At 60.5% G+C, this 24,458-nt stretch carries 30 protein-coding genes and 1 other RNA gene; 21 read left to right on the forward strand and 10 right to left on the reverse strand.

The features are described from left to right. Positions 1 to 18: 18 nt before the first annotated feature. Positions 19 to 579 carry a histidine phosphatase family protein gene (locus ACQY1L_RS02290; protein WP_430242461.1) on the reverse strand — a complete coding sequence of 187 codons (561 nt, stop codon included), beginning with the start codon at positions 577 to 579 and terminating at the stop codon, positions 19 to 21. Between the two features lie 191 nt (positions 580 to 770). Here ACQY1L_RS02290 and ACQY1L_RS02295 point away from each other — a divergent pair, with 191 nt between their 5' ends. Further along, positions 771 to 1,004, forward strand: coding sequence for a hypothetical protein (locus ACQY1L_RS02295; protein WP_092659879.1), 234 nt, complete (start codon positions 771 to 773; stop codon positions 1,002 to 1,004). 125 nt (positions 1,005 to 1,129) lie between these two features. On the opposite strand, the gene gap is transcribed toward ACQY1L_RS02295, so the two are convergent. Both gap and tkt read right to left on the reverse strand, forming a co-directional pair. Continuing rightward, on the reverse strand, positions 1,130 to 2,140 hold the full coding sequence (gap, locus tag ACQY1L_RS02300) for a type I glyceraldehyde-3-phosphate dehydrogenase (protein ID WP_062460824.1): 1,011 nt from the start codon (positions 2,138 to 2,140) through the stop codon (positions 1,130 to 1,132). Positions 2,141 to 2,213: 73 nt separating this feature from the next. Further along, a complete protein-coding gene (tkt, locus tag ACQY1L_RS02305) occupies positions 2,214 to 4,190 on the reverse strand; it encodes a transketolase (protein ID WP_430242463.1) in 1,977 nt (658 codons plus the stop codon). A 319-nt stretch (positions 4,191 to 4,509) separates the two neighbouring features. On the opposite strand from tkt, the gene ACQY1L_RS02310 reads away from it, so the two are divergent. The 3 genes from ACQY1L_RS02310 to ssrS all read left to right on the forward strand — a co-directional run bounded on the left by ACQY1L_RS02310 (position 4,510) and on the right by ssrS (position 5,422). Beyond that, positions 4,510 to 4,782 carry a DUF4164 domain-containing protein gene (locus ACQY1L_RS02310; RefSeq protein WP_062460818.1) on the forward strand — a complete coding sequence of 91 codons (273 nt, stop codon included), beginning with the start codon at positions 4,510 to 4,512 and terminating at the stop codon, positions 4,780 to 4,782. Positions 4,783 to 4,792: 10 nt separating this feature from the next. Next, positions 4,793 to 5,164: a cell division protein ZapA gene (locus ACQY1L_RS02315; RefSeq protein WP_062460814.1), complete on the forward strand. Its 372-nt coding sequence runs from the start codon at positions 4,793 to 4,795 to the stop codon at positions 5,162 to 5,164. Between the two features lie 99 nt (positions 5,165 to 5,263). After that, positions 5,264 to 5,422: non-coding RNA, 6S RNA (gene ssrS, locus ACQY1L_RS02320), on the forward strand. A 96-nt stretch (positions 5,423 to 5,518) separates the two neighbouring features. Here the strand turns inward: ssrS and ACQY1L_RS02325 are convergent. After that, entirely contained in the window at positions 5,519 to 5,797 is a 279-nt protein-coding gene (locus ACQY1L_RS02325; RefSeq protein WP_062460811.1) for a BON domain-containing protein, read from the reverse strand. A gap of 223 nt (positions 5,798 to 6,020) precedes the next feature. Here ACQY1L_RS02325 and ACQY1L_RS02330 point away from each other — a divergent pair, with 223 nt between their 5' ends. The 8 genes from ACQY1L_RS02330 (at position 6,021) to ACQY1L_RS02365 (ending at position 13,335) form a co-directional block, all read left to right on the forward strand. Then, positions 6,021 to 7,520, forward strand: coding sequence for a sensor histidine kinase (locus ACQY1L_RS02330; RefSeq protein ID WP_174196153.1), 1,500 nt, complete (start codon positions 6,021 to 6,023; stop codon positions 7,518 to 7,520). Continuing rightward, the gene (locus ACQY1L_RS02335; RefSeq protein ID WP_062460808.1) at positions 7,517 to 7,960 is read left to right on the forward strand and encodes a response regulator; all 444 of its coding nucleotides are present in this window, start codon (positions 7,517 to 7,519) and stop codon (positions 7,958 to 7,960) included. Before ACQY1L_RS02330 ends, ACQY1L_RS02335 begins: the two co-directional genes overlap by 4 nt. Before the next feature lie 9 nt (positions 7,961 to 7,969). Further along, positions 7,970 to 9,001 (forward strand): sensor histidine kinase, encoded by a 1,032-nt coding sequence (locus ACQY1L_RS02340; protein ID WP_062460805.1) that lies wholly within the window; start codon positions 7,970 to 7,972, stop codon positions 8,999 to 9,001. A 255-nt stretch (positions 9,002 to 9,256) separates the two neighbouring features. Next, a complete protein-coding gene (locus ACQY1L_RS02345) occupies positions 9,257 to 10,537 on the forward strand; it encodes a hemolysin family protein (RefSeq protein WP_430242467.1) in 1,281 nt (426 codons plus the stop codon). 13 nt (positions 10,538 to 10,550) lie between these two features. Continuing rightward, a complete protein-coding gene (locus ACQY1L_RS02350; protein ID WP_113109785.1) occupies positions 10,551 to 11,153 on the forward strand; it encodes a 5-formyltetrahydrofolate cyclo-ligase in 603 nt (200 codons plus the stop codon). 11 nt (positions 11,154 to 11,164) lie between these two features. After that, positions 11,165 to 11,989 carry a TIGR00282 family metallophosphoesterase gene (locus ACQY1L_RS02355; RefSeq protein WP_062460799.1) on the forward strand — a complete coding sequence of 275 codons (825 nt, stop codon included), beginning with the start codon at positions 11,165 to 11,167 and terminating at the stop codon, positions 11,987 to 11,989. 1 nt (position 11,990) lies between these two features. Next, positions 11,991 to 12,329, forward strand: a complete 339-nt coding sequence (locus tag ACQY1L_RS02360) for a hypothetical protein (RefSeq protein ID WP_430242470.1) — start codon at positions 11,991 to 11,993, stop codon at positions 12,327 to 12,329. Between the two features lie 142 nt (positions 12,330 to 12,471). Further along, the gene (locus tag ACQY1L_RS02365; protein ID WP_062460794.1) at positions 12,472 to 13,335 is read left to right on the forward strand and encodes an MBL fold metallo-hydrolase; all 864 of its coding nucleotides are present in this window, start codon (positions 12,472 to 12,474) and stop codon (positions 13,333 to 13,335) included. 33 nt (positions 13,336 to 13,368) lie between these two features. Here ACQY1L_RS02365 and ACQY1L_RS02370 read toward each other — a convergent pair whose 3' ends face one another. Then, a complete protein-coding gene (locus ACQY1L_RS02370) occupies positions 13,369 to 13,881 on the reverse strand; it encodes a pyridoxamine 5'-phosphate oxidase family protein (RefSeq protein WP_062460791.1) in 513 nt (170 codons plus the stop codon). Between the two features lie 141 nt (positions 13,882 to 14,022). On the opposite strand from ACQY1L_RS02370, the gene ACQY1L_RS02375 reads away from it, so the two are divergent. Beyond that, positions 14,023 to 14,769 (forward strand): YebC/PmpR family DNA-binding transcriptional regulator, encoded by a 747-nt coding sequence (locus ACQY1L_RS02375; protein WP_062460788.1) that lies wholly within the window; start codon positions 14,023 to 14,025, stop codon positions 14,767 to 14,769. A 57-nt stretch (positions 14,770 to 14,826) separates the two neighbouring features. On the opposite strand, the gene ACQY1L_RS02380 is transcribed toward ACQY1L_RS02375, so the two are convergent. Together ACQY1L_RS02380 and ACQY1L_RS02385 are read right to left on the reverse strand one after the other, a co-directional pair. Beyond that, positions 14,827 to 15,837, reverse strand: coding sequence for an LLM class flavin-dependent oxidoreductase (locus ACQY1L_RS02380; RefSeq protein ID WP_062461844.1), 1,011 nt, complete (start codon positions 15,835 to 15,837; stop codon positions 14,827 to 14,829). Between the two features lie 129 nt (positions 15,838 to 15,966). Next, positions 15,967 to 16,818, reverse strand: coding sequence for a hypothetical protein (locus ACQY1L_RS02385; RefSeq protein WP_430242474.1), 852 nt, complete (start codon positions 16,816 to 16,818; stop codon positions 15,967 to 15,969). 218 nt (positions 16,819 to 17,036) lie between these two features. On the opposite strand from ACQY1L_RS02385, the gene ruvC reads away from it, so the two are divergent. From ruvC to ACQY1L_RS02420, 7 genes are all read left to right on the forward strand, one after another. Next, the gene (ruvC, locus tag ACQY1L_RS02390; RefSeq protein WP_430242477.1) at positions 17,037 to 17,546 is read left to right on the forward strand and encodes a crossover junction endodeoxyribonuclease RuvC; all 510 of its coding nucleotides are present in this window, start codon (positions 17,037 to 17,039) and stop codon (positions 17,544 to 17,546) included. A gap of 181 nt (positions 17,547 to 17,727) precedes the next feature. Then, the gene (ruvA, locus tag ACQY1L_RS02395) at positions 17,728 to 18,345 is read left to right on the forward strand and encodes a Holliday junction branch migration protein RuvA (RefSeq protein WP_062460779.1); all 618 of its coding nucleotides are present in this window, start codon (positions 17,728 to 17,730) and stop codon (positions 18,343 to 18,345) included. 57 nt (positions 18,346 to 18,402) lie between these two features. After that, positions 18,403 to 18,564, forward strand: coding sequence for a hypothetical protein (locus tag ACQY1L_RS02400; RefSeq protein WP_162759471.1), 162 nt, complete (start codon positions 18,403 to 18,405; stop codon positions 18,562 to 18,564). After that, positions 18,561 to 19,601, forward strand: a complete 1,041-nt coding sequence (gene ruvB / locus ACQY1L_RS02405; protein WP_062460777.1) for a Holliday junction branch migration DNA helicase RuvB — start codon at positions 18,561 to 18,563, stop codon at positions 19,599 to 19,601. Before ACQY1L_RS02400 ends, ruvB begins: the two co-directional genes overlap by 4 nt. A 31-nt stretch (positions 19,602 to 19,632) precedes the next feature. Next, entirely contained in the window at positions 19,633 to 20,121 is a 489-nt protein-coding gene (locus ACQY1L_RS02410; protein WP_244474113.1) for an NUDIX hydrolase, read from the forward strand. A gap of 55 nt (positions 20,122 to 20,176) precedes the next feature. Continuing rightward, complete coding sequence (locus ACQY1L_RS02415) at positions 20,177 to 20,398, forward strand: DUF2945 domain-containing protein (RefSeq protein WP_062460771.1); 222 nt, start codon at positions 20,177 to 20,179, stop codon at positions 20,396 to 20,398. Further along, positions 20,391 to 20,816: a hypothetical protein gene (locus ACQY1L_RS02420; RefSeq protein WP_430242479.1), complete on the forward strand. Its 426-nt coding sequence runs from the start codon at positions 20,391 to 20,393 to the stop codon at positions 20,814 to 20,816. Before ACQY1L_RS02415 ends, ACQY1L_RS02420 begins: the two co-directional genes overlap by 8 nt. An 18-nt stretch (positions 20,817 to 20,834) precedes the next feature. Here the strand turns inward: ACQY1L_RS02420 and ACQY1L_RS02425 are convergent, their stop codons facing one another. Genes ACQY1L_RS02425 through ACQY1L_RS02435 form a run of 3 tightly spaced genes read right to left on the reverse strand, consistent with a single transcriptional unit; the run spans position 20,835 to position 23,738 of the window. Next, on the reverse strand, positions 20,835 to 21,704 hold the full coding sequence (locus ACQY1L_RS02425) for an NAD-dependent epimerase/dehydratase family protein (RefSeq protein WP_430242481.1): 870 nt from the start codon (positions 21,702 to 21,704) through the stop codon (positions 20,835 to 20,837). After that, positions 21,701 to 22,510, reverse strand: coding sequence for a glycosyltransferase (locus ACQY1L_RS02430; RefSeq protein ID WP_430242483.1), 810 nt, complete (start codon positions 22,508 to 22,510; stop codon positions 21,701 to 21,703). The genes ACQY1L_RS02425 and ACQY1L_RS02430 overlap by 4 nt, the downstream gene beginning before the upstream one ends. Before the next feature lie 7 nt (positions 22,511 to 22,517). Continuing rightward, entirely contained in the window at positions 22,518 to 23,738 is a 1,221-nt protein-coding gene (locus ACQY1L_RS02435) for an NAD-dependent epimerase/dehydratase family protein (protein ID WP_113165977.1), read from the reverse strand. Positions 23,739 to 23,860: 122 nt separating this feature from the next. Between ACQY1L_RS02435 and ybgC the strand changes: the two genes are divergently transcribed. Then, complete coding sequence (gene ybgC, locus ACQY1L_RS02440) at positions 23,861 to 24,310, forward strand: tol-pal system-associated acyl-CoA thioesterase (protein ID WP_062461839.1); 450 nt, start codon at positions 23,861 to 23,863, stop codon at positions 24,308 to 24,310. Positions 24,311 to 24,458: the final 148 nt, after the last annotated feature.

The following is a 24,458-nucleotide window of genomic DNA, read 5'->3' on the forward strand; positions in this document are numbered from 1 at the left end:
CATTGCCGCTCGCTCCTATTACTCAACGGCGACCCTGCCGATCACGGTCAGTGGATCGGCAGCCGCTGCCGTGACGAACAGGAGTTCGCCGCTGGCAGGAACGATGTTGGTGAGGCCGGTTATGTTGACCTGATGGGTGACCAGCACAACCGGCCGGCCGGGTTGCAGGGCCGTCATCCAGGCGCGCAGGGCCTGCGTCTGCGGCCTGCCATCTTCGGGACTGCCGAAAAACGAGTTGAGCAGCGGCTGCGGCTCGACCGACCCAAGACCAAGGCCTTTAGCGGTATCGAGGCAGCGGCACCACTGGCTGGAAAAGACCTGCGCCTGCGCCACGCCATTCTCGCGGAAGAGCGTGCCGATACGGCCCGCCTGAGCGATGCCCTGCGCGGAGAGATTGCGCTGGGTGCTGCACTCATTGACCGCAAAATTCGCCGGATCGCCGGTTCCGGGCGCAATCGCGTGGCGAAGCAGCACCAGAGCCGCGCCGGTGCGAAGCTCTGCCCAAGGATCGGATTGCGCCCTTGCCTTGCTGGTCAGGGCAAGAGCGGAGGCGAGCAGCAACTGGCGTCGCAGAAACATGGCGTATCTCCAGGTGGTGCTGGCGTTTGTCTGTCCAAAGCCAATACGTGCAATGATACTGCGTGGTTTCCACCCTCACGAAAAATAACATCCCTCGGATGGGGTATCTGCTGACGCCGGCAGTCATGATCGCAATTGGGTCGTGCCAGAAAGTGTGCTAAGCGCCGGCGAAACAATGACTGGAGCATACCATGAGCGAACCGACCGTAGCCGAAGCGACAAACCGCATTTATGAATCGCTTCAGGCCAACAATGCCGATCTCGACACGCATATCGCAACCCTCAAGGCAGCGCTGACCCAGGCTGGCCAGAAGGAAGCTGAGTTCGACCCGGCGCGGATCGTGCAGAACAATCGTCAGGGCCGCAAGCTGATGCAGGCCTATTTTCGCCAGCGCGGCGTGACGGTGAAGTTTACGGCGTCCTGAAGAATTGTTGCGCGGGCGACCTCTCCCGTCCACATCCTATAACGCAAAACCCCCTCCTTTAAGGGGAGGGGGTTAAAAGCCCGAGCATCAAGACCGGTCCTTGAGAACCGGCATACGCGCTTTCTTCAGATCAGCTTGCCCATGGCAACAGCGGTATCCGACATGCGGTTGGAGAAGCCCCACTCGTTGTCGTACCAGGTCAGGATGCGCACGAACGTGCCTTCGAGAACCTTCGTCTGGTCGAAGGCGAAGATCGAGGAGTGGCTGTCGTGGTTGAAGTCGCGCGAAACCAGCGGCTCGTCTGTGTAGCCGAGGATGCCCTTCAGCTTGCCGTCGGCGGCAGACTTGATGGCGTCGTTGATTTCGGCAACCGTCGTGGCGCGCTTGGCGACGAAGTTGAAGTCGACGACCGAGACGTTCGGGGTCGGAACGCGGATCGACGTGCCGTCGAGCTTGCCCTTGAGTTCCGGCAGAACGAGGCCGACGGCCTTGGCTGCGCCGGTCGAGGTCGGGATCATCGACAGAGCCGCTGCACGGGCGCGGTAGAGGTCCTTGTGCATCGTGTCGAGGGTCGGCTGGTCGCCGGTGTAGGAATGGATCGTCGTCATGAAGCCGTGGTCGATGCCGACGGCGTCGTTCAGCACCTTCACGACCGGAACCAGGCAGTTCGTGGTGCAGGATGCGTTGGAGATGACCAGGTGGTCCTTGGTCAGCTGGTCGTCGTTGACGCCGAACACGACCGTGAGGTCGGCATTGTCGCCGGGAGCCGAGATGATGACGCGCTTGGCGCCGGCCGTCAGGTGGGCAGCGGCCTTGTCACGGGCGGTGAAGATGCCGGTGCATTCGAGCGCGATATCGACGCCCATTTCGGCGTGCGGCAGCTGGGCCGGGTCACGCACCGCGGTTACCTTGATCGGCTTGCCGCCGGCGACGATGATCGTGTCGCCTTCGACCTTGACGTCCGCCGGGAACTTGCCGTGGATCGAGTCGTAGCGCAGAAGGTGGGCATTGGTCTCGACCGGGCCGAGATCGTTGATCGCGACCACTTCGATGTCCGTGCGGCCGGATTCGACGATCGCGCGCAGGACGTTGCGGCCGATACGGCCAAAGCCGTTGATGGCAACCTTTACAGTCATAGAGTTCTCCCGAGAAAATAGTTTGGCAGCTGGACGGGGCGGGCGTTTTAACGTCGCCCCGTCATTTGTATGATCAGGCGAGCTTCGCAGCGGCTGCGGCGACGATAGCGTCAGCCGTGATGCCGAAGTGCTTGAAGACATCCTTGGCAGGACCCGAAGCGCCGAAGCCCTTCATGCCGACGAACGTGCCTTCCGGACCGATAAAGGCATCCCAGCCTTCACGGACGGCTGCTTCAACCGCAATCTTGACCGGCGAGTTGCCGAGGATTTCGCGGCGATAGTCGTCCGGCTGTTCGAAGAACAGTTCGGTGCAGGGCACGGAAACGACGCGTGTGCTGGTGCCCTTTTCCTCGAGTGTCTTTGCCGCCGCAATCGCCAGTTCGACTTCCGAACCGGAAGCGAAGATGGTGACCTTGGCATCCGCATTGCCCGACAGCGTGTAGGCGCCGAGCGTGCAGAGGTTCTTTTCCGAATACTCGGTGCGGGCCGGTGCAAGGTTCTGACGCGTCAGCGCAAGAGCCGACGGACGGTCCTTGGTTTCAAGCGCGATCTGCCAGCATTCTGCCGTCTCAGTGGCATCGGCCGGGCGGAACACCATCAGGTTCGGGATGGCGCGAAGGCTTGCCACCTGTTCGACCGGCTGGTGGGTCGGGCCATCTTCGCCAACGCCGATCGAGTCATGCGTGAGCACGTGGATGACGCGGATACCCATCAGGGAGGCGAGGCGGATCGGCGGACGGCAGTAGTCCGAGAAGATCATGAAGCCGCCGCCATAGGGGATCAGACCGCCATGCAGGGTCACGCCGTTCATGGCGGATGCCATGCCGTGTTCGCGGATACCCCAGTGCATGTAGCGGCCGGAGAAGTCCGTCGGCGTGATCGAGACCATCTGGCTGGTCTTGGTATTGTTCGACGGCGTCAGGTCGGCGGAGCCGCCGAGCGTTTCCGGCACGAAACCGTTGATGACTTCCAGAACGTCTTCCGACGCCTTGCGGGTCGCAACGGTCGGCTTGGTTTCGGCAAGCTTCTTCTTGAAGTCGTTGATGGCGGCATCGAAGCCTGCAGGCAGGTCACCGGCAAAGCGGCGGTCGAATTCGGCCTTGTGGGCAGACGCTGCAAGGCGGCCTTCCCAGGCCTTCACGGCTTCCAAAGAGCGGACGCCGGCTTCGCGCCAGTCGGACAGAACGTCGTTCGGGATGACGAAGGGTTCGTATTCCCAGTTCAGGGCCTTGCGGGTCGCTGCAATTTCCTCGGCGCCGAGCGGCGAACCGTGAACCTTGTGGCTGCCGGCCTTGTTCGGCGAACCGAAGCCGATCGTGGTCTTGCAGGCGATGAAGGTCGGGCGGTCGGACTTGTGGGCCTGCTCGATCGCGTCGGCGATCGCGGCCTGATCGTGACCGTCGATCTCGATCGTGTTCCAGTGCACGGCCTTGAAGCGGGCGATCTGGTCCGTCGAGTCCGACAGCGACACGGCACCGTCGATGGTGATCGAGTTGTTGTCCCAGAACAGGATCAGCTTGTTCAGCTTCAGGTGGCCGGCAAGTGCGATCGACTCGTGGGAGATGCCTTCCATCAGGCAGCCGTCGCCGTTGATCACGTATGTGTAGTGATCCTGCAGGTCGGCGCCGAATTCTTCGCGCAGCTTGCGTTCGGCGATTGCCATGCCGACGGCGTTGCCGATGCCCTGGCCAAGCGGACCAGTGGTGGTCTCGATGCCGGTCGCATGGCCATATTCCGGGTGTCCGGCAGTCTTGGAACCAAGCTGACGGAAGCCCTTCAGGTCGTCGATGGACATGTCAGGGTAGCCGGTCAGATACAGTACCGAGTACAGCAGCATCGAGCCGTGGCCGGCCGACAGCACAAAGCGGTCGCGGTCGGGCCAATGCGGCTTGGTCGGGTCGAATTTCAGGTATTTGGTAAACAGGACCGTTGCGACGTCAGCCATGCCCATGGGCATGCCCGGGTGTCCGGAATTCGCCTTTTCGACGGCATCCATGGCAAGGAAACGGATCGCATTGGCCATCCGGTCGTGTTGTTCGCGAGAAATCATGGCTAATCCACTATCGTCCGAGTGTCGGTCAGGCCCTATGATCGGGCCTCGTCAGGAAGCGTCCGATCCATATCAGGTGGGGCGCGCAAGTCAACAAAAGGCGGGCCACCGGTGGCACATAATGATCGGGTTTAGCACAGTCTGCCTGCTATTTCGGCAGGGCCGCCGAGTGCCCTTGATCAGCGACGATCCACAGTTCGATGCGGTATCGTCTGCGTGTTTTATTGACCGGCTTTCAAGCGGTGAATAGTCTACGGCGCTTGTTGGCGAGGCGCTGCCGTACGATTCGGCGCCGATCGCGACCTCACGGGATATACGCATGCCGGCAGAAAAGACGGTGGATCTGGCGCTTTCGGAACTTCGGGCTGCGATAAGCGGGCTGGAGAATGCCGTCGATGTGCGCATCGAGCAGCAAAGAGACCAGGGCGAGATGGAAGGCGAGGTCAAGCGCGTGCATGCCGATCGATCGCGCCTGGCGCAGGAGCTGGATCAGTCGCAGTTTCGGGCCAATCGTCTCGAAGAGGTCAACCGCGAGGTTTCCCGCCGTCTGGTGACGGCGATGGAGACGATCCGCGCGGTTCTGGACCGGTAAGGAAAAAGAGATGGCCCAGGTAACGGTAACGATCGACGGCAAAGCCTATCGGATGGCTTGCGAAGAAGGTCAGGAACAGCACCTGACGGATCTCGCCGACCAATTCGACCGCTATGTCGGACATCTGAAGGGTCAGTTCGGCGAGATCGGTGATCTTCGCATCACGGTCATGGCCGGGATCATGATCATGGATGAGCTTTCCGAGCTGACCCGCAAGGTCGGTGCGCTCGAAGGCGAGGTGCAGTCGCTGAAATCCAACCGCGCCGGTGCCGCTGAAAACCAGAGCCGCAGCGACGAGCTTGTCGTCTCCGCCCTGAGCGAGCTTTCATCCAGACTCGAAGGCCTGACCGCGAAGCTCAACGGCCGTGTGCCGGCGAACTAAGACCGTCTCACGCCGGTGTTCAGCGTCGCTGAAAGCCTGCAGAAAAAAATGCCTCGCGATGCCACTGGCGCGCCATCGACTTCAGCCTTATATTGAAAATGCGTTCTGCGCTTCTCGACAGGAACCACAATCCCTGGGGCCATACTCGATCCAAAGGGAGCTGTCCCTGGCCAGGCCCGTGGGCTTGGACATATGGCGCCCACCTACGTTTGTAGGCACCCAGGATCGTAAAAATCCATCGGTCGCCGCGGATCGCACCTTACAGAATTCGGGCTCGATCATTCATAATGGTCGGGCCCAAAAACGAAAAACCCCGCTCAAGGCGGGGTTTTGCACGTCTAGTCGATGGGATGCTTACGAACGCTTTTCGATCGAGCAGACCAGGACGCGGGAAAGAACGCGCTCATAGCCGACGATTTCGCGGGCTATCCGCATAACGCGGGCATGGTCGCCACTGGAGCTGACAACGCCTTCAAGAACAATGAAGTCGCCGGTCACGTCGACAGTGAGGTTGCTGCTGTCGAAGTTGGGGAGGTAACTCAGTTCCGTTTCGATAGCGGTCTTTTCCATCATCATGCCGTGGTCATGGGCAAAGGCGAATGAAGCGGTAGGCTGAAGGCTGCTCAAGAACATTGTCGAAACTCCCAACATGAACGTCTGATGAATGAACTGTTGTCTTACGTTTATGTTCCGAATGTGTCCGCGCTTTTTCTAATTTCTTTTTCCGGTACACGAGTTCGTCAGATTGCCAGTCCGGTTTTCCCCTGATGTGGCATCAGGCGCCCCTGTCTGACGCTTGACAATGGCCGCGCCGTTTCCGAGTAAGTCTGCGTGTTTTCAATCGGCGGACTTCTTCATGCCCAACGCAAAAGCCACGTTCGCCCGCTCGTCGCTCCTGATGCTCGTCATCGGCGCGGCCATCCTGCTCGGCATCGTGATGTCTTCTTTCTTCCTGGCGCAGATGACCAGGACCTATTTCGATGACGTCACGAAGCTGAGAGCATTGCGGGCGACCACTGCCGATCTGCTTTTGCTTGTGCAAACCGCCGAGACCGGACAGCGCGGCTACCTGCTGGTGCAGGATCCGCTGTTTCTCGAGCCCTACCGGACATCCATCGGTGCGCTGCCGCTCCAGCTGCAGAAGGTGGAGCGGACGGCGGCCAATCAGGACATCGTCAGCGTTCCGCTGGACGAGATCCGCAGCCTGATCGCGCTAAAGACCAATGAGATGCAGGCGACGCTGTCGCTCGCAAGTTCGGGTCAGGTCGAGCAGGCAGTCGCCATCGTTCGCAACCAGTCGGGCCTCGAGGCCATGCAGAAATTGCGCGCCCTGCTTGGCGGCGTGATCGGCGAACTGGATGGACACCTGATTTCCGGCATTGGCGAGATTCGCGGAAGTTCCGAAAAGCTGCAGTGGTTTACCGTCGGCGGCGGTATCCTGATCATTCTCGTTCTCGGGGGCGCGATTGCCATCGTCTTCCAGCATGTCCGCCAGCTACAGAAGGCCCGTGCCGAGGTGGAAACCTTGAATGCCGGATTGGAGGAGCGGGTCAACGAGCGTACCGAAGACCTCATCCAGGCAAACCGCGAGATCCAGCGATACGCCTATATCGTCTCGCACGATCTGAGAGCGCCGCTTGTCAACATCATGGGCTTTACCAGCGAGCTGGATAGTTCGCTCAAATCGATCTCCGCCTACGTGCTGGCCGATGACGTCAAGCCGAGCGAACTTCAGGTGAGGGACGCCCGGCTTGCAGTCGAGGAAGATCTTCCAGAGGCAATCGGTTTTATCCGTTCGTCGACCAAGAAGATGGATGGCCTGATCAACGCCATCCTGAAGATCTCCCGCGACGGTCGGCGTGAGCTGAAGCCGGAGCGGATCGACCTGAGCGAACTCCTGGAGGCAACTGCCGCGAGTGTCTACCATCAGGTCAACGAGGGTGGCGGCGAAGTGGCGATTTCCACGTCGGCCGCAAAGACCCTCGTCACCGACCGGTTCTCGCTGGAGCAGGTTTTCGGTAACCTGTTCGACAATGCGGTCAAATACCAGCATCCTGACCGGCCGCTGGCGCTGTCGATCACGTCAACGCCGCTCGGGCGAAGCTTCGTCCGGATCGAGGTTGCCGATAACGGCCGCGGCATTGCGCCGGAAGACCACGAACGGGTGTTCGAGCTGTTCCGCCGTTCCGGCGTGCAGAACCAGCCCGGCGAGGGCATCGGCCTTGCGCATGTGCGATCATTAGTCAGAAATTTAGGTGGCGAGATTACGATCACGTCAACCTTGGGCGGCGGTGCGACATTCATCATCCGCCTGCCCACCGATCTGTCCCAATATGTCAGGAGTCATGGGTCATGAATGCTGCCGGCAAAGAAGTTACCATCGTTATGGTCGAGGACGACGAGGGGCATGCGCGCCTCATCGAAAAGAATGTCCGTCGAGCAGGCGTCAACAACGAGATCGTACCGTTCACAAACGGAAACGCAGCGCTCGATTATATTCTCGGCGCTGACCGCCTGGGAGCGGCCAATGCGGATCGGTATTTGCTGATCCTTCTCGACCTCAACCTCCCCGATATGTCGGGTATTGACATACTTGAGAAGGTGAAGTCCAACCCTCACTCGAAGCGACTGCCTGTGGTCATCCTGACCACGACCGACGACGAGCGAGAGATCCAGCGGTGCTACGATCTCGGTGCCAACGTTTATATAACGAAGCCAGTGGATTATGAGAGTTTCGCGCACGCCATCAGACAGCTCGGTCTGTTCTTTGCCGTGATGCAGATTCCCGGACAATGACGAGACGTGATGCAGCACACCATTCTCTACGTCGATGACGACCTTGCCCTTGCGCGGCTTGCCGTGCGCAATCTGGGTCGCTTCGGCTATCAGGTCGTCCATGCCGTGGATCTGTCCGCGGCAATGGAGACCGTTGAGAAGGGTGGCGTGCACGCAGTGGTTCTCGACCACTATCTCAGCACCGGTACCGGCCTCGAAATCCTTCACAGGCTGAACGAGATGGGGGCGGGGCTCCCGGTCATCTACGTCACAGGTTCGAGCGATGCGACGATCGCGATCGACGCGCTGAAGAACGGCGCGTCCGACTATGTCATCAAGACGGTGGGCGACGAGTTCTGGCCGCTGATGCAGAGCGCGATCGGCCAGGGGATTGCGACCGCCGAGCTTCGCCGCGCCAAGGAGCGCGCCGATCAGGAGATCCGGCTTGGCAAGGAACGCGCCGAGGTGCTGTTGACGGAAGTCAACCACCGCGTCGCCAACAGCCTGGCGCTGGTCGCCGCGCTGATCCGTCTCCAGGTGTCGAGCAGCAAGAACGACGACGTCAAGGCGGCCCTGTCGGAGACGCAGGCGCGCATCTCCGCAATCGCGGGCATGCACCGAAGCCTTTATACGTCCGACGACGTGCGCCAGGTGGAGATGGACAAGTATCTCGGCACTCTGGTCAAGGAAGTGCAGGGTACGGTCAACGATCACCAGAGCGCGACGATCCTTTTGCAGGCCGACGAACTCTCGCTGAAGTCCGACCGGGCCGTCTCCGTCGGGATGATCGTGACCGAACTTCTCACCAATGCGCTGAAATATGCCTATCCGCCGGGCGCTGAGGGCGAGGTGCGCGTGCTTCTCAAGCGGCAGGATGATGACAAGGCGCTGCTTGCGGTGGAGGACGACGGCGTCGGCTGGAAGGAAGGCGACATGCCGAAGGGCACGGGTCTTGGCAGTCGGATCGTCAAGTCGATGGCGGCAACGCTTGGTGCTTCCATCCAATATGTGCCGCGCGAAAGCGGCACCCGCGCCGAACTGCTGATCGACCTGACGGCGTGATTTCTCCCTTTCCGACCGGACGCTCGCAAGTTCCACAGTGACGGCCATTGCATTGGACGCATGCTGACCCTATGATTTCCACCGCGAGCGAAGGTGCATAGCTCCGAGAACCCCCAAGGATTGCGGGCGGTTTTCCGAACTGTGCGCGAAGCAGCGCCGAGGCGCCCATAGGGTGCGTTCGATAACGGTTCTCGTTGAAGTGGGCCGTGGCGTCAGTTTTGCAGGCAGGATATTGTTCCAGATTAAGAGCCCCTTTTGTTAACCGAAATATTCATCGTCGTTGCACTCACCATTCTCAATGGTGTCCTCGCAATGTCGGAACTTGCCGTCGTGTCCTCGCGTCCCGTGCGCCTCCGGGTCATGGCAGAGCAGGGAAATCGTGGCGCAGCTGCCGCCATCAAGCTGGCTGAAGATCCAGGCCGCTTCCTTTCCTCCGTTCAGATCGGCATCACTCTCGTCGGCGTTCTCTCCGGTGCGTTTTCCGGTGCAACGCTCGGCACCCGTCTGACCAACTGGCTGTCCGAGCAGGGTATGCCGCAAAACTTCGCCGACTGGCTCGGCGTCGGCGGTGTCGTCGTGGTCATCACCTATATGTCGCTGATTGTCGGCGAACTCGTGCCGAAGCAGATCGCATTGCGGGCGCCTGAGCTCGTGGCCGCCAAAGTGGCGCCGGCGATGAAGATGGTCGCGACAATCGGTGCCCCGGTCGTGTGGTTTCTCGATATCTCGGGTCGGTTTCTTCTGGCCCTTCTCGGCCAGAGCGGGGAATCGAACGAGAAAGTCACCGACGAGGAAATCCGCACCGTGCTTGCCGAAGCGCATAGCGCGGGCGTGATCGAGACCGAGGAATCGGCGATGATCTCCGGCGTCATGCGACTGGCCGACCGTACCGCGCGCGGCCTCATGACGCCACGCCGCGATGTGGAGGTGCTCGATACCGAAGATGAGCCCGAAGAGCTTCGTGCCCAGCTGCGGGCGACGACACGCTCGCGTCTGCCTGTACGCAAGGGCTCGTCGGACGAGATCCAGGGCGTGCTCTTCGTCAAGGACGCCTATGAATTCATGGCCGGCGGCAGGGGCGGCGATCCCGCCTCGCTGATGCGCGAAGCGCCTGTCGTTTCCGACCTGACCGGCGCGCTCGACGTCATTCAGGCTTTGCGCAAATCCCCGGCTCACATGGTTCTCGTCTATGACGAGTATGGCCATTTCGAAGGTATCATCACCTCGGGCGACGTGCTCGAAGCCATCACTGGCGTGTTCCAGGAGGACGAGGTTGAAGAACCCGCCATCGTTGCACGGGAAGATGGATCCTACCTCGTTGCCGGCTGGATGGCGGTTGACGAGTTCTCCGCACAGATGGGCGTGCCGATCGAAGAAGATCCGGGTTACGAGACCGTTGCAGGCTTCGTTCTCGACGAGCTGAAGCATCTGCCGGAACTGGGCGAGAAGTTCACCACGCGAGGCTGGACCTTCGAGGTGATCGATCTCGACGGACGTCGTATCGACAAGCTGCTGCTCAGCCGAGCACCAGACTGACGGTACGGGACCGATGAGCGAGGCTTTTTCCGACAATCGCATGCGCAAGACGGAACTGCGGCGCCAGAGCCTCGCCGCGAGAGACGCTCTGTCTATTTCGGATAAGGTCGAAAAGAGCCAAGCGCTTGCCGTTCATGGCGCCGGGGCAATCGTGTCGCATGCCGGAGCGATCGTGTCGGGCTTTCTGCCGATACGATCCGAGGTGGATCTCCATCCTCTCATGGCATTGCTGCGGGATCGCGGCGGGCGCATCTGCGTGCCCGTCGTCCTCGACAAGGAAACGATCGTGTTTCGCGAAATGACGGCCGAGACGGAGCTTGTGCCCGGCACGTTCGGGACATCAGGTCCGGGGCCTGAGGCGGCCGAACTCGAGCCCGAGATCATGCTCGTGCCGCTGGCCGCATTCGACGCCCGCGGTCACCGGATCGGCTATGGCGGCGGATATTATGACCGTGCCATTCACCGTTTGCGCGAAAAAGGCTTGAACCCGCGGTTGATCGGCATTGCATTCGACTGCCAGGAAGTGGCATCAGTGCCCGAAGAACCTCATGATATGAAGCTCGATGCCGTCTTGACCGAAAGCGGCTATCGGCCGTTCGCGGATATGCCCGCGTAGATTGGACAAGCATGCGTCTTTTGTTTCTGGGTGACATGGTCGGCAAAACCGGCCGTACGGCGGTTTGGGACAAGTTGCCGGGGCTGGTGTCCGACCTGAAACTCGACTTCGTGATCGTCAACGGCGAGAATGCCGCCGGCGGCTTCGGCATTACCGAGGAGATCTTTCTCGAGACGATCAATGCCGGTGCCGACGTCGTCACCACCGGCAACCATGTCTGGGACCAGAAGGAAGCCGTCGGGTTTGCCGGCCGCCACGACCAGTTCCTGCGCCCGGCCAACTATCCGGCCGGCACGCCCGGCAAGGGATCCGGCATCTTCTACGGCCGCAACGGCGCCCGCATCCTCGTCGCCAACATCATGGGCCGGGTCTTCATGCATCCGGAACTCGACGATCCCTTCAAGTCCGCCGAGGCGATCCTTGCCGCGGCCCCGCTGAAGGAACAGGCGGATGCCATCATCTTCGACTTCCATGCGGAAGCCACCAGCGAAAAGCAGTGTTTCGGCCATTTCGTCGATGGTCGTGCGTCGCTCGTCGTCGGCACGCACACGCATGTGCCGACCGCCGACTGCCAGATCCTGAACGGCGGCACCGGCTACATGTCGGATGCCGGCATGTGCGGCGACTACGATTCGTCGCTCGGCATGGACAAGGAAGAGCCGCTCAACCGGTTCATCTCGAAAATGCCGAAGGGCCGTTTCGAGGCGGCAAACGGTCCCGCGACGATCTGCGGTCTCGGCATCGAGATTTCCGACACGACGGGACTGGCCGAGAAGATCGAGCCGCTCCGGATCGGGCCGCGGCTCGCGGAGACCATTCCGAGCTTCTGGCGGTAGAATGGTTCGGGCGCTGCTTCTGTTTGCGGTTCTGATGCTTCCGGTTTTCGGAGCATCGGCACAGCAAAGCGTCCAGCCTTCAGCCGGAACGTGGGCTCAGAAGAAGTGCAGTTTCTACGCCAAGGCTTGGCACGACCTGCTTTCGATGTCCGCTGGCGGCGACGTTACCCGTGCTTTCATTGAGGGGAACGAGGCCTTCATTGCAGCCGGCTGCTCCAACGGTGCGGATGTGTGCCCGTCGTCCAAGGGTGATATCGATCTTGCCAATCGCCTCACCATGGCCGCGATGAACTTCGGGACAGCGAGCTCATTTCTGCCCTTCGTCTGCCGGACGCGTTGAGGCGCTAACCACTCAATGACATGATTGTGAGACGACCACGGCGCTTCGTCGCTGGACGCTTCGCCATGCTTGCCGCATCCTGAGCCCCGGAATGGCATGAACGCATCGGCTCGATTTTTCGCAACGCGGTTCGGGGTGTCGCATGAAGCTGCGAACGCTGGCATTCGGTTTTTCGGCTCTCCTTCTATCCGCCATATCGGCGCTGGCGCAGGAGGGCGGGTTGCCGGTCAGCCAATGCCAGGCGATCGCGCAAAACCTGCCGGGCGAGAATTTCCCCCATGTCCGCTATGCCAGCTTCAATCCCTCGGGTCCCACGTTTGCGCCAGTCATCAAACCGGTAAACCTGTCGGCGCGGGAAGAGGTGAAGATTACCTTCGTCGGCCACTCGACCTATTTCATCCAGAGCCCCGACGGTATCGGCATCGCCACCGATTACAGCGGCGTTCACCAGCCGTCACGGATTCCTGACGTAGTGACGATGAACAAGGCGCATTCCACCCACTATACGATGATGCCGGATCCTGCGATCGCCCACGTGATGCGCGGATGGAGCGATGTGCCGGGTGAAAAGGCCGAGCATCGGGAGATGGTCGGGGATGTCTATATCCGCAATGTCGTCTCGGATATCCGCAACTGGGGCGGCGGGATCGAGCCGGACGGCAACTCGATCTTCATCTTCGAAGTCGCCGGTCTCTGCATCGGGCATCTCGGCCACCTGCATTTCGAACTCAACGAACAGCAGTACACGCAGATCGGTCGGCTTGATATTCTGATGGTGCCTGTTGATGGTGGTTTGACGATGGGGGCGGACAGCATGAGCCGCGTCGTTCAACGGCTGCGGTCGTCGCTGATCCTGCCGATGCACCGTTTCGGACCGCCGCTCGAGCGGTTCCTGTCGATGTTCGACGGCAAGTTCGAGATCGCCTACGCGCCGAGCGAGACGATCACCGTGTCGATGCGCAGCCTTCCGAAGAAGCCGACGATCATGGTGCCGCAAGGGCTGTGACAGGGGCTGTTCAAGCCCCTGTCGGTCTTTTGATCAGGCGTGACGCGTGAAGGTCAGGCGCTTGTTGACGCCGACTTCCGGCATCTTCTCGTCATTCAGGTTCGCCTTGGCGATTTCCCAGCCGAACTTGAGCGTGCTGTCGGTCGACGCCCAGATTTCCGCATCATCGACACGGAAGGCCAGCATGGTGAGATGGGGATCGGACTTACCGTGTTCGTACCAGGCAGCCGTCACGGCGCTCCAGTATTCATCGATCTTCGCCTCGTCCTTGCGGACTTCCAGGGTGCCCGAGAGGCAGGCGTGGTAATCGTGATCCTTGCCGACCACGTTGAAGTGGGCGCGGGAGGCTGTGCCGAGCGCCTTCACCAGATCCGTATCGGTCCTGGTATAGAACCAGATCGTGTTGGTCTCGGAATCGACATTCGGCGCCATCGGCTGGAAGTGCATGTGCGCACCTTCGATGCCGAGCATGCCCGCATGGATTCCGTTGATTTCGTCCCACATCTGACGTTCGGGGGCTTCGCGTGCTTCGGTAAGGCTCGCCATCTATAATTCTCCTTCTTTGTCGTGCGGTTGAAGAACGGAGGCGGGGCGGGGTTTGTTCCTCATCCGAAAGGCTCTTGAACGGCCTCCGCTTCGAAACTATAAGGCGGCACAATTCCAGATAATGATGCAGACAGGGGTGCCATGGCTGGCCATTCACAGTTCAAGAACATCATGCACCGCAAGGGCAAGCAGGACGGTATCCGTTCCAAGATGTTCTCCAAGCTTGCACGCGAAATCACCGTTGCGGCAAAATCCGGTCTACCCGACCCGGATATGAACGCGGCACTGCGCCTTGCCGTTCAAAACGCCAAGGCTCAGTCGATGCCGAAGGACAATATCGACCGGGCCATCAAGAAGGCTTCGGGCGCCGACGCCGAGAACTACGACGCGGTGCGTTACGAGGGCTACGGTCCCGGCGGCACAGCCGTGATCGTCGAAGCGCTGACCGATAACCGCAATCGTACCGCCTCCAACGTTCGCTCGATCTTTACCAAGGCCGGCGGCGCTCTTGGCGAAACCGGTTCGGTGTCCTTCTCCTTCGACCATGTCGGCGAGATCACCTACAAGGCGTCGGTCGGCGATGCGGATACGGTCATGGAAGCTGCGATCGAAGCGGGTGCCGACGATGTGATTTCCGACGAGGAAGGCCACACGATCATCTGCGGGTTTGAGGCGCTCGGTGAAGTCTCCAAGGCGCTCGACGCCACGCTCGGTGGTGCCGAGACCGTCAAGTCGATCTGGAAGCCGCAGAACACGATCGAAGTCGACGAGGAACGCGCGCTGTCGCTGATGAAGCTGATCGGCAATCTCGAAGACGACGACGACGTGCAGAACGTCTATTCGAACTTCGAAGTCTCGGATGAGGTCATGGCCAAGTTGTCGGCCTGATCGCCTCTCTAGTCCTGAAATGAAGCGGGCCGGTCGTTGAGACCGGCCCGTATTCGTTTACGCGGCTCGCTGCAGCTGGCTATCCATCAGCGACAGCTGCGAAAACAATTCCACCGAGCGGAGACGCTTGTCGATATCGTGGATCGGCATCGAGATGATGAGCTCGTCGGCCTGGGTTTCGGCCAGGAACTCACCAAGCTTGCGTTCGATGGTTCGTGGCGAGCCGACCGCTGCGTAGCGCAGCGTGTGCTCCACATTCATCTTCTCCATCGGCGTCCAGAAGCCGTCCATCGTATCGAGCGGTTTCGGGAAAAGGCCGCGGACGTTCTTGCGCAGGTTGACAAACTGCTGCTGCGACGAGGTGAAGAGCCTGTTTGCTTCCTCATCCGTATCTGCTGCCACACCCATGACACCGGCCATCACATACGGTTTGTCGAGATCCGCCGAGGGCTGGAAGCGATCGCGGTAGATGGCGATCGCGTCGAGCAGCATATCTGGCGCAAAGTGCGAGGCAAACGCGTAGGGGAGACCCAAAGCGGCCGCCACGTGGGCGCTGTAGGTCGAGGAGCCGAGAAGCCAGATCGGCACATTCGCCTCGGTTCCCGGCACGGCAAGGATTGCCTGGTTCGGGACGGGCGTACCAAGCAGATGCTTGAGCTCGACGATATCCTGCGGAAAGTTTTCTGCGCCGGCATCGAGATTGCGTCTCAGCGCATTTGCCGTGCGCATGTCGGTTCCGGGCGCTCGGCCGAGGCCGAGATCGACGCGGCCGGGGAGCAGCGCTTCCAGCGTGCCGAACTGTTCGGCGATCACAAGAGGAGAATGGTTTGGCAGCATGATGCCGCCGGAGCCAACCCGGATGGTCTTGGTCGCGGCGCCGACATGGGCGATGACGAGCGCGGTAGCCGCGCTGGCAATGCCCGGCATGCCATGGTGTTCGGCAAGCCAGAGGCGGTTATAGCCATGCTGTTCGGCCTTGATCGCCAGCCTGCGGGACTGGTCGAGAGCCTGGCTGACGGAATACCCTTCGCCGATCAGCGAAAGGTCGAGAATGGAAAACGGGATCATCGGCATATCCTGAAATGGATAGGAAAACGTGTTCTCCCTATCTAGGCAGCCGGTCTTGCAAATACGACCCCGCCGGCGATGAAAGTCGCTAGGCGGGGTCGGTGGAGGTCCGACAGTGAGGTCTCTGCCTCAGGTCTTGATCAGGCGCAGGAAGGGCTTGCGACCTCCCGACGACGGCGGCGATCCTTCAGGCGGAAAGACTGGCGGCGCCGGCAAAATTGTCACGTCGGAGTAGCGTGCGGCAGCGCGATCGATCTCGCCGATGCTGCGGTTCAGGCTGTCGAGAACAAGCGGCGTGGTCAGGATTTCGGGGGCCTGGGCATCCTTTGCCTTGGCCATTTCGTCGAGTTCGCCACGGATAGCCTCGGCCTCGGCCGCCTGAGCATCGGCGGATTCGGTCAGTTCCTCGACATTCTGGGCCAATGCATCGACGTAAAGGCCGATCGCACGCAGTTCGCGCTCGATCTCTTCGGTCTTGGCGCGGATTGCGCTCATGCCTGTAGCACTGGACGTGCCGGCCGACAGTTCCATCGTCTCGATCAGCTTCAACGCGGCAGCAACCGCTTCGCGCGGTCGGCGCATGTCGAGCTTGGTGTTGTGGGCGATCGTGCCGACATGACGGGTGATTGCCTGACGCTGCTTGGCGCTTCTCTCATGCGCGCTGGTCTTTGACTTAGCGCGGGTAATTCTGTCTGCCTGATCCTGGCGGGCCTGAGCCTGGCTGCGCAGGATGGCGGCCATGGCTTCGGTGTCGGCCCGCATCGTCTCGACACTCGAAGCGACGGTGCCGATGGTCCGGTCGATTGTTGCGAGGCCACGATTGAAATCGCGGCGCATGCCCTCGAAACGCAGGGGCATGGGTTCATCAAGTGTGGTGCGGATATCACCGCTTGCAAAGCGGCGCAGACCGCCGTCCAGGATGTCGGCGGTTCTGCGAAGATCGCGCAGCTCGGTCTCATTCCGATCATAGTCCCGTATCATTCGGGCGCCTCCTCGTGATTCTTAAGAAACCCTTTGTGACGAACCAACGCCATTAGGAAAAGGTTGTTGCGGTTGGATCACCACTTCTGCCCAAAACGATGCGGTTATGGTTAACAAAATATGAACGCTTCCGACGGCTTCGGTCCGCATGTTGGCCTGCAGAGTCACTCCGCGTTTCGGCCTTGGCGCAGAATTCCCGGCGTGACACAACAGTTGCCATGATAAAACCGATTCGCATCATCGGCATCGATCCGGGGCTTCGCCGCACAGGGTGGGGTGTTATCGAGACACTGGGAAACTCGTTGCGCTTTGTGGCATCGGGGACGGTCGTGTCCGACGGTGACATCGACCTCGCCTCGCGCCTCTGCCAGCTGCACGATGGTCTGGCCGAAGTTGTGCATACCTACACGCCAGACGAGGCGGCGGTCGAGCAGACGTTCGTCAACAAGGATGCGGTGGCGACGCTGAAGCTTGGTCAGGCGCGTGGCGTCGTGATGCTGGTGCCGGCGCGTGCCGGGTTGCCTGTTTCGGAATATGCGCCAAACGCGGTCAAGAAAGCGGTCATCGGCGTTGGCCACGGCGAGAAGCAGCAGATCCACATGATGGTGAAGATTCTGATGCCGAAGGCGGAGTTCAAGGGTAATGATGCCGCCGACGCGCTGGCGATCGCCATCTGCCACGCCCATAACCGCGTTGCAAACCGCATGCGCCAAGCTTTGGCCGGCTGACGCATCAGCCTCCTCTGTTCTTGACTTGTTCTGACGCCCTCAGTAGGTATTTCGGCAGAGGCCGTACGCTCGCATCGGCTTCTGACGCGCGATGCAGCGCGCTATCGTGCCTGTTTCCCGATGCTCGGCATCATGATTTCCGGAACCCATTCTCCTTCATCCTCAGCGGCGGACCTAAGACATGATCGGCAAGCTCAAAGGCACTATCGACGAGATCGGCGAGGACTACGCGCTCGTTGACGTGCACGGCGTCTGCTACGAAGCCTTCTGTTCGGCCCGCACGCTGGCCCGCCTCAATGTGGGCGAAGCGGCGGTGCTGTTTATCGAGACCTATGTGCGCGAGGACCAGCTGAAACTGTTCGGCTTCCTGTCGGCACTGGAGCGCGAGTGGTTCAACCTCCTGCAGAGCGTGCAGGGCGTCGGCGCCAAGGTGGCGCTGGCCTTGCTCTCAACGCTGACACCGGGCGAACTGGCCAATGCGATTGCGCTGCAGGACAAGACTGCAGTGTCGCGGGCGCCCGGTGTCGGCCCCAAGGTCGCCGTCCGCATTGTCACAGAACTCAAGAACAAGGCGCCCGCCTTTGCCGGCGAGGCATCCGCAAATATCGGCTTCAAGCAGGAACTGGGCGAGGGCGTGGCGTCTGCGCCCGTCAGCGATGCGGTCTCGGCGCTCACCAATCTTGGCTATTCTCGCGATCAGGCGGCCAATGCCGTCGCCGCTGCTTTGAAGGCAGCCGGTGAGGATGCCGACAGCGCCAAGCTGATCCGGCTGGGTCTGAAGGAACTGGCGAGGTCGTGATATCCGGGGTAAGCACTGGGATATCGGTAGGGCCAGACAATTGCGAGAAGTAACAGATTGGGTGCGTTCACGACCATGGCCCTTGAAGGTCAGATCACGATAGCGATCGAGGATCGCGACGTGCCGAGAGTTGCCGCGCCGCTTGGCTGGTTCGACTGCTCCATGACATCAGACACAATGGCCGCATCCTGCGCGCCCGAGATGGAAATTCTTGCATGACCGACGAAAACCGCCTCATCTCGCCGGAAAAACGGGGCGAAGATTTCGATACGGCGCTGCGCCCGCAGTCGCTCGACGAGTTTACCGGGCAGGCAGAGGCTCGCGCCAACCTCAAGATCTTCATCGAGGCCGCCAAGAACCGGGGTGAGGCGCTGGATCACGTGCTGTTCGTCGGCCCGCCGGGTCTCGGCAAGACCACGCTTGCGCAGATCATGGCCAAGGAACTGGGCGTGAATTTCCGCTCGACCTCCGGTCCTGTCATTGCCAAGGCCGGTGATCTGGCGGCGCTTCTGACCAATCTCGAAGACCGCGACGTGCTGTTCATCGATGAAATCCACCGTCTCAACCCGGCGGTCGAGGAAATCCTCTATCCGGCGATGGAGGATTTCCAGCTCGATCTGATCATCGGCGAAGGGCCATCGGCACGTTCGGTGAAGATCGACCTGTCGAAATTCACGCTGGTTGCTGCCACCACCCGTATCGGGCTGTTGACCACGCCGCTGCGCGACCGGTTCGGGATTCCCGTGCGGTTGTCGTTCTACACGGTCGAGGAACTGGAAGGTATCGTCCGGCGTGGTGCGCGCCTGATGAACCTGCCGATGACCGATGGCGGTGCGCGCGAGATCGCACGGCGCGCCCGTGGCACGCCGCGTATTGCCGGACGGCTGTTGCGCCGTGTGCGTGATTTCGCCGAAGTCGCGCGTGCGGAAGCCGTGACCAAGGAGATCGCCGACGAGGCGCTGATCCGCCTCAATGTCGACCACGCCGGTTTCGACCAGCTCGACAAGCGGTATCTCAACATGATCGCCGTCAACTTCGGCGGCGGGCCCGTGGGTATCGAGACGATTGCGGCGGGGCTTTCCGAGCCGCGCGACGCGATTGAGGATATTATCGAGCCCTACATGATCCAGCAGGGCTTTATCCAGCGCACGCCGCGGGGACGGGTGCTGACGGCAGTCGCCTGGAAGCATCTCGGCCTGCAGCCGCCCAAGGATATGGAAGCGGCCCAGTTCAGGATCAGTTTCGACGATGAGTAAAGGCGACGAACCCCAGGATTTGCGCATCCGGATGAAGTTCAAGCCGAAGCGCATTTTTCAGATGCGCATCGCGGGGCTTGGTTTTCGCGACGGCCATGTGCTGGTGCACCGCGCCGTGCATGAGACGTTCTGGACCTTTCCCGGCGGACGCGCGGAAGTGGGCGAAACCTCCGAGGAAACCCTGAAACGCGAGATGGTCGAGGAACTCGGGGCGGAGGTGAAAGTCGGACGGCTGCTGTGGGCGGTCGAGAACTTCTTCCGCTATGAAGAGCGCGACTGGCACGAACTCGGCTTCTACTATCTGATGGAGCTGCCGGAGAGTTTCCCGTTTCACCCGACCGAGATCGTCCACCGGATCGTCGACACGCACGAACTCGAGTTCAAGTGGGTCAAGGCGACGAGGGACTCGCTGAAGGCGCTGGATATCCCGCCGTATTTCATCGCGGAGGAAATCGAAGATCTGCCTGCGAGCCCGAAACACGTGGTCTGGCGCGATGGCGATCTCGATCTGAAAGACTGATGTTGGAACATCCTTTGCTCCCTTGAGTTTTTTCAGGAGTAGAAGGAGATGATCCATGCAGAAGATCAGCGTCGGAAACGAAGTCGAATGGAAATGGGGAAAGTCGAAGGCCGAAGGTAAGGTCGCCGAGAAGTTCACCAAGGATGTCGAGCGCAAGATCAAGGGCAAGACGATCAAGCGCAAGGCGGATGCCGACAAGCCCGCCTTCCTCGTCAAGCAGGAAGACGGCGACAAGGTTTTGAAAAGCCAATCGGAGCTGAAGAAGACCGATGGCTGAAAGATCTTCGCACGACCATCAGCACGAGCAGTCTAAGACTCGCGCGCGCAGCCCGTCCAAACCATCGCAGCTTGACCACAAGCCGCCGGCCGACGTTGCGGCTGCGGCCGAGAAGGGCTTGAAGCTGCGCGCCGAATACCGCCGCGGCGGCACGACGGTCGGGATAGCACGCGCTCGCGATCTTCAGCATCGCAAGCATCTGTCGGAACAGACGGTGAAGCGGATGGTGAGCTACTTCAAGCGTCACAATGTCGACAAGCGCTCCGACAATTTCGGCGACGACGGCAACCCATCTGCTGGTTACATTGCCTGGCTTCTGTGGGGCGGCGACGCCGGCCAGAAGTGGGCTGAAGAGCACATGAAGCAGATCGACAAGACGAAGCAAGAGGCCAAGACGCAACGCGCCTCGTCCCACTAGGTCGCAGCGTGGATGAGATCAGGAGGAGGCGAGGCGGCGGATTGTTTGTGCAAGCAACGGTTTGCCACCGCCCCTCCAGCCAAGCGCCTCGATCTTTGCCGTCGGCATGACGCGCACTCGCGACAGATCAGCCTTCTCGGGCAAGCGGCGGCCATTGTCGACGTGACTGAGGATCTCGCTTCGATCGGTGAGTATGCCTGACACGTTGAAACTTTCGCCGGCGATCCTGGAGGCTTCGGCTTCCAGCATCAGACGAACGGCGGAGCCGACATCGCTGCCGTGTACTTCCGTTCCCGCACGCGGTTCGATGACGCCGCCGGAACGGTAGGTTTCAAACATCTGATCCCATTTGTTGGGTCTCAGATCTCCGTAGACACCAGTCAACCGCAGGCTTGCGGCCGAAAAGTCCGGGTCGCAAAGTCCGGCGATTGCCAATTCGCCTTTATGCTTGATTTCGCCGTAGAGACTTGTCGGTGAAAGATCCGTGTCTTCGGTCAGCGGCAACCCGTCAGACAGGCCGTCATAGACGGCGCGGCTGGAGATGAGGACGGCGCGACGGAGACTGGCTCGTTTGGCAGTCTCGAACAGTTTGATCGTGCCATTGAGGTTCATGCGGGCAAACCGCGTGGGATCGTCGCCTTCGCCGCCCCGGTATTTCCCCGCGACGTGGTCGAAGGCGGCGTGGACGAAGAGATTGACGCCGGTGAAGACATCACTCTGGTCGAGATCGGGATCGAGCGAGAGGGGGACGAATTCGACGGGTTTCGAGAACAGGTCGGATTGCGGCCGTGTCCGGCCGCCGACGGTGACCGAGTAGCTGGCGTCCAGCAGCGCTTCGACGATATAGCGGCCAACGAGCCCGGTCCCGCCCGAGACGAGGACTTTCATGCGAGGCGCGCTGGATTGGGCAGAGCGGTGATGTCGGGCAGGCGCCCTTCGTAGAAGTCCCACCAAAGATCGATCAGAGGTCTCAACTGCTGCGCCTTCGGGTGATCCTTCTCCCAGGGCTTTTCATACTGGTAGTGGAGGATGCCGATGCTTTCCCAGTTCCAGAGATCGGGCATTGCGAACCACACATATTGCAGCATGTTCATGGTCACCGGCAGGCCGTGCCAGTCCGGAAAGAAGTGTTCCAGAAACGTCTGGTCGGTGCGCCGCCAGAAGGCGTCGGGAACGTCCAGCGCCGCCATCATACCGTCGAAGGTCTCCAGCGATGGCGTGGCCACAAACACGCCGGAGTTCATCCGATGGAAGTCGGCCATGCTCTCGTAGACGTTCGGTGCCGCGGAAAACTCCGGATAGGCGAACAGCTTGTCGATGTTCTTCAGCACCAGCGCGTCGGCATCGATGAAAACTGTTGTGTCGTAGTCGGTCAGTTGCCACAGGCGCAGCTTGCAGAAGTTGTCGAGCGGCGTGTGGAACTCCGGCTTGTTGCCTTTGGTAAAGGGCGCCGCCCCATGCAGGTTTTTTCGGGCGTGGCGTTCGTTGAACCCGTCGGACAGGGGAAGGTGGGCGACTTCCACCAGTCGGCAGCCCAAGGCTTCGAGGGGCACAAGGTCGGAAGCTGAGACCGCAGCGGTATGCAGCACGACGATATCAGCCGTGGTCCCGGTCAAGCTGATTGACCGGGCCAGCGCTGTCGCGCCCATCGCGTAATCGGAATTGGTGACGAGGGTGACGAAGGCGTTTTTCATTGCGCCATCACGAGACGGATTTCAGCCGCATGCCTTCCGGATCGTGCTCCACTTTGGCGGCGATATCGCGCGTCCAGGCGGAAACGGCGGGGACACGGCTGCGATCGACGCGGTAGGCATATTTCTTCGCGACATCAACGATCTCGGCGAGCAGTCCTTCGCCGAGCGTGGTCGGCTGCAGGCCGAGGCTCAGGAACTTGTCGTTCTTCACGACGAGATCGTTTTCAGGGGCTTCCTTGCGCGGGTTGGGCAGCCAGGCAATCTGGGCGCCACTCATCTTGGAGATCATTTCGGCCAGATCGCGCACCCGGTGGGTTTCCGTCATCTGGTTAAAGATCTCGACGCGGTTGTTGCGGGCGGGCGGTGTGTTGAGCGCGATTTCGATGCAGCGTACCGAATCCTGGATGTGGATGAAGGCCCGGGTCTGCCCGCCGGTTCCGTGGACGGTCAGCGGATAGCCGATCGCCGACTGGATCAGGAAGCGGTTGAGAACCGTGCCGTAATCGCCGTCGTAATCGAACCGGTTGATCAGCTGCTCGTGGCGGCGGGTCTGCTCCGTGTGGGTTCCCCAGACGATGCCCTGGTGGAGATCGGTGATCCGCAGGCCGTCGTTCTTCGCGTAGAACGCAAACAGCTGCTGATCGAGGCATTTCGTCATGTGGTAGATCGAGCCGGGATTGCTTGGATAGAGGATCTCCTGGCTAACCGTGCGCCCATCCATCGTCTCGATGCCAACAGGAAGGTAGCCTTCCGGGATCGCCGCACCGACGGTCGAGTAGCCATAGACACCCATTGTGCCCAGGTGGATGAGATGCGCGTCGAGGTCGAGCTCGACCATGGCGTTCAACAGATTGTGCGTGGCGTTGACGTTGTTGTTGACAGTGTAGTTCTTGTGGCGGTCGCTCTTCATCGAATAGGGGGCTGCCCGCTGTTCGGCGAAGTGGATGATGGCGTCTGGACGGTTCGCCGCCAGCCAACCCTTCAGAAGCTCGTAATCCTTGGCAAGGTCGATCAGGTGAAAGTGGATGCGGCGGCCGGTCTCGGCGTGCCAGATGCGGGTCCGTTCCTGAATGCTGTCCATCGGCGTCAGCGACTGAACACCGAGTTCCGTATCGATCCAGCGGCGCGACAGGTTATCGAGAATATGCACCTCGTGGCCGGCATCGGACAGGTGAAGCGATGTCGGCCAGCCGACGAAACCATCGCCGCCAAGGACTGCAATCTTCATGAATGTTCTCTCCGTTCGCGGGTGCCCTATTTTATGCGGGCGGGAAGTATGACAGGACACCGAAAGTGGATCGGTATTCCGCCTTTATCCAGGGGATGAAGATGGAATTTCAAGGCAAGCTTATGACAGAGCAGAATTTTTTGTTATCCGGAGAACTGATCGAGGGCGGTCACAGCCTCGTCCAGCGGGTCTATTACGAGGACACGGACTTCTCCGGCCTCGTCTATCACGCCCGCTACCTGCACTTTCTCGAGCGCGGCCGAACCGATTATCTGCGTTGCCTCGGCTGCGAGCAGGGTGCGCTTCTGTCGGCGGATGAGGAGGGGCTGGTCTTCGTCGTGCACCGCATGGAGATCGATTTCAAGCAACCGGCCCGGATGGACGATATACTGACGATCCAGACGATCACCGAAAAGGCGGGTGGCGCCAAGATGGTTCTCACCCAGGAAATCCGCCGCGGCGAAACGCTGCTGATTGCGGCGAAGGTGGTCATCGCCGTCATCAACAGATACGGCCGTCCACGACGACTGCCGGAGGCGATCGCGGAGAAGTTTCTAACAGCGCCGATCTGAGCTTCAGACAATAGAGCCAAAGCGCTGATCAAGCTTGCGGCCGTAACACATTATTAACGATAATGTAGTCTTACTAACCCGTGAGGAATTTGTGCAACGCACGCCTTCCTTTGACCAAATTTGAAGGCGAGAAGCCAAGCTGAAAACT

Origin of the sequence: Neorhizobium sp. DAR64862/K0K3 (genome assembly GCF_050500185.1) — a bacterium.
GTDB lineage: Bacteria > Pseudomonadota > Alphaproteobacteria > Rhizobiales > Rhizobiaceae > Neorhizobium > Neorhizobium soli.

Bases quoted from the DNA above. Each gene is read 5' to 3' on its own strand.
- ACQY1L_RS02430 (WP_430242483.1), bottom strand. From the start codon at position 22,510: ATGAAAAACGCCTTCGTCACCCTCGTCACCAATTCCGATTACGCGATG.
- ACQY1L_RS02420 (WP_430242479.1), top strand. From the start codon at position 20,391: ATGGCTGAAAGATCTTCGCACGACCATCAGCACGAGCAGTCTAAGACT.
- ACQY1L_RS02350 (WP_113109785.1), top strand. From the start codon at position 10,551: ATGAGCGAGGCTTTTTCCGACAATCGCATGCGCAAGACGGAACTGCGG.
- ACQY1L_RS02365 (WP_062460794.1), top strand. From the start codon at position 12,472: ATGAAGCTGCGAACGCTGGCATTCGGTTTTTCGGCTCTCCTTCTATCC.
- ACQY1L_RS02380 (WP_062461844.1), bottom strand. From the start codon at position 15,837: ATGATCCCGTTTTCCATTCTCGACCTTTCGCTGATCGGCGAAGGGTAT.
- ruvB (WP_062460777.1), top strand. From the start codon at position 18,561: ATGACCGACGAAAACCGCCTCATCTCGCCGGAAAAACGGGGCGAAGAT.
- ACQY1L_RS02375 (WP_062460788.1), top strand. From the start codon at position 14,023: ATGGCTGGCCATTCACAGTTCAAGAACATCATGCACCGCAAGGGCAAG.
- ACQY1L_RS02340 (WP_062460805.1), top strand. From the start codon at position 7,970: ATGCAGCACACCATTCTCTACGTCGATGACGACCTTGCCCTTGCGCGG.
- ACQY1L_RS02290 (WP_430242461.1), bottom strand. From the start codon at position 579: ATGTTTCTGCGACGCCAGTTGCTGCTCGCCTCCGCTCTTGCCCTGACC.
- ACQY1L_RS02360 (WP_430242470.1), top strand. From the start codon at position 11,991: ATGGTTCGGGCGCTGCTTCTGTTTGCGGTTCTGATGCTTCCGGTTTTC.
- ACQY1L_RS02335 (WP_062460808.1), top strand. From the start codon at position 7,517: ATGAATGCTGCCGGCAAAGAAGTTACCATCGTTATGGTCGAGGACGAC.
- ACQY1L_RS02410 (WP_244474113.1), top strand. From the start codon at position 19,633: ATGAAGTTCAAGCCGAAGCGCATTTTTCAGATGCGCATCGCGGGGCTT.
- ACQY1L_RS02415 (WP_062460771.1), top strand. From the start codon at position 20,177: ATGCAGAAGATCAGCGTCGGAAACGAAGTCGAATGGAAATGGGGAAAG.
- tkt (WP_430242463.1), bottom strand. From the start codon at position 4,190: ATGATTTCTCGCGAACAACACGACCGGATGGCCAATGCGATCCGTTTC.
- ruvA (WP_062460779.1), top strand. From the start codon at position 17,728: ATGATCGGCAAGCTCAAAGGCACTATCGACGAGATCGGCGAGGACTAC.
- ACQY1L_RS02295 (WP_092659879.1), top strand. From the start codon at position 771: ATGAGCGAACCGACCGTAGCCGAAGCGACAAACCGCATTTATGAATCG.
- ACQY1L_RS02330 (WP_174196153.1), top strand. From the start codon at position 6,021: ATGCCCAACGCAAAAGCCACGTTCGCCCGCTCGTCGCTCCTGATGCTC.
- ACQY1L_RS02325 (WP_062460811.1), bottom strand. From the start codon at position 5,797: ATGTTCTTGAGCAGCCTTCAGCCTACCGCTTCATTCGCCTTTGCCCAT.
- ACQY1L_RS02385 (WP_430242474.1), bottom strand. From the start codon at position 16,818: ATGATACGGGACTATGATCGGAATGAGACCGAGCTGCGCGATCTTCGC.
- ACQY1L_RS02355 (WP_062460799.1), top strand. From the start codon at position 11,165: ATGCGTCTTTTGTTTCTGGGTGACATGGTCGGCAAAACCGGCCGTACG.
- ACQY1L_RS02425 (WP_430242481.1), bottom strand. From the start codon at position 21,704: ATGAAAGTCCTCGTCTCGGGCGGGACCGGGCTCGTTGGCCGCTATATC.
- ruvC (WP_430242477.1), top strand. From the start codon at position 17,037: ATGATAAAACCGATTCGCATCATCGGCATCGATCCGGGGCTTCGCCGC.
- ACQY1L_RS02435 (WP_113165977.1), bottom strand. From the start codon at position 23,738: ATGAAGATTGCAGTCCTTGGCGGCGATGGTTTCGTCGGCTGGCCGACA.
- ACQY1L_RS02315 (WP_062460814.1), top strand. From the start codon at position 4,793: ATGGCCCAGGTAACGGTAACGATCGACGGCAAAGCCTATCGGATGGCT.
- ACQY1L_RS02310 (WP_062460818.1), top strand. From the start codon at position 4,510: ATGCCGGCAGAAAAGACGGTGGATCTGGCGCTTTCGGAACTTCGGGCT.
- ybgC (WP_062461839.1), top strand. From the start codon at position 23,861: ATGACAGAGCAGAATTTTTTGTTATCCGGAGAACTGATCGAGGGCGGT.
- ACQY1L_RS02370 (WP_062460791.1), bottom strand. From the start codon at position 13,881: ATGGCGAGCCTTACCGAAGCACGCGAAGCCCCCGAACGTCAGATGTGG.
- gap (WP_062460824.1), bottom strand. From the start codon at position 2,140: ATGACTGTAAAGGTTGCCATCAACGGCTTTGGCCGTATCGGCCGCAAC.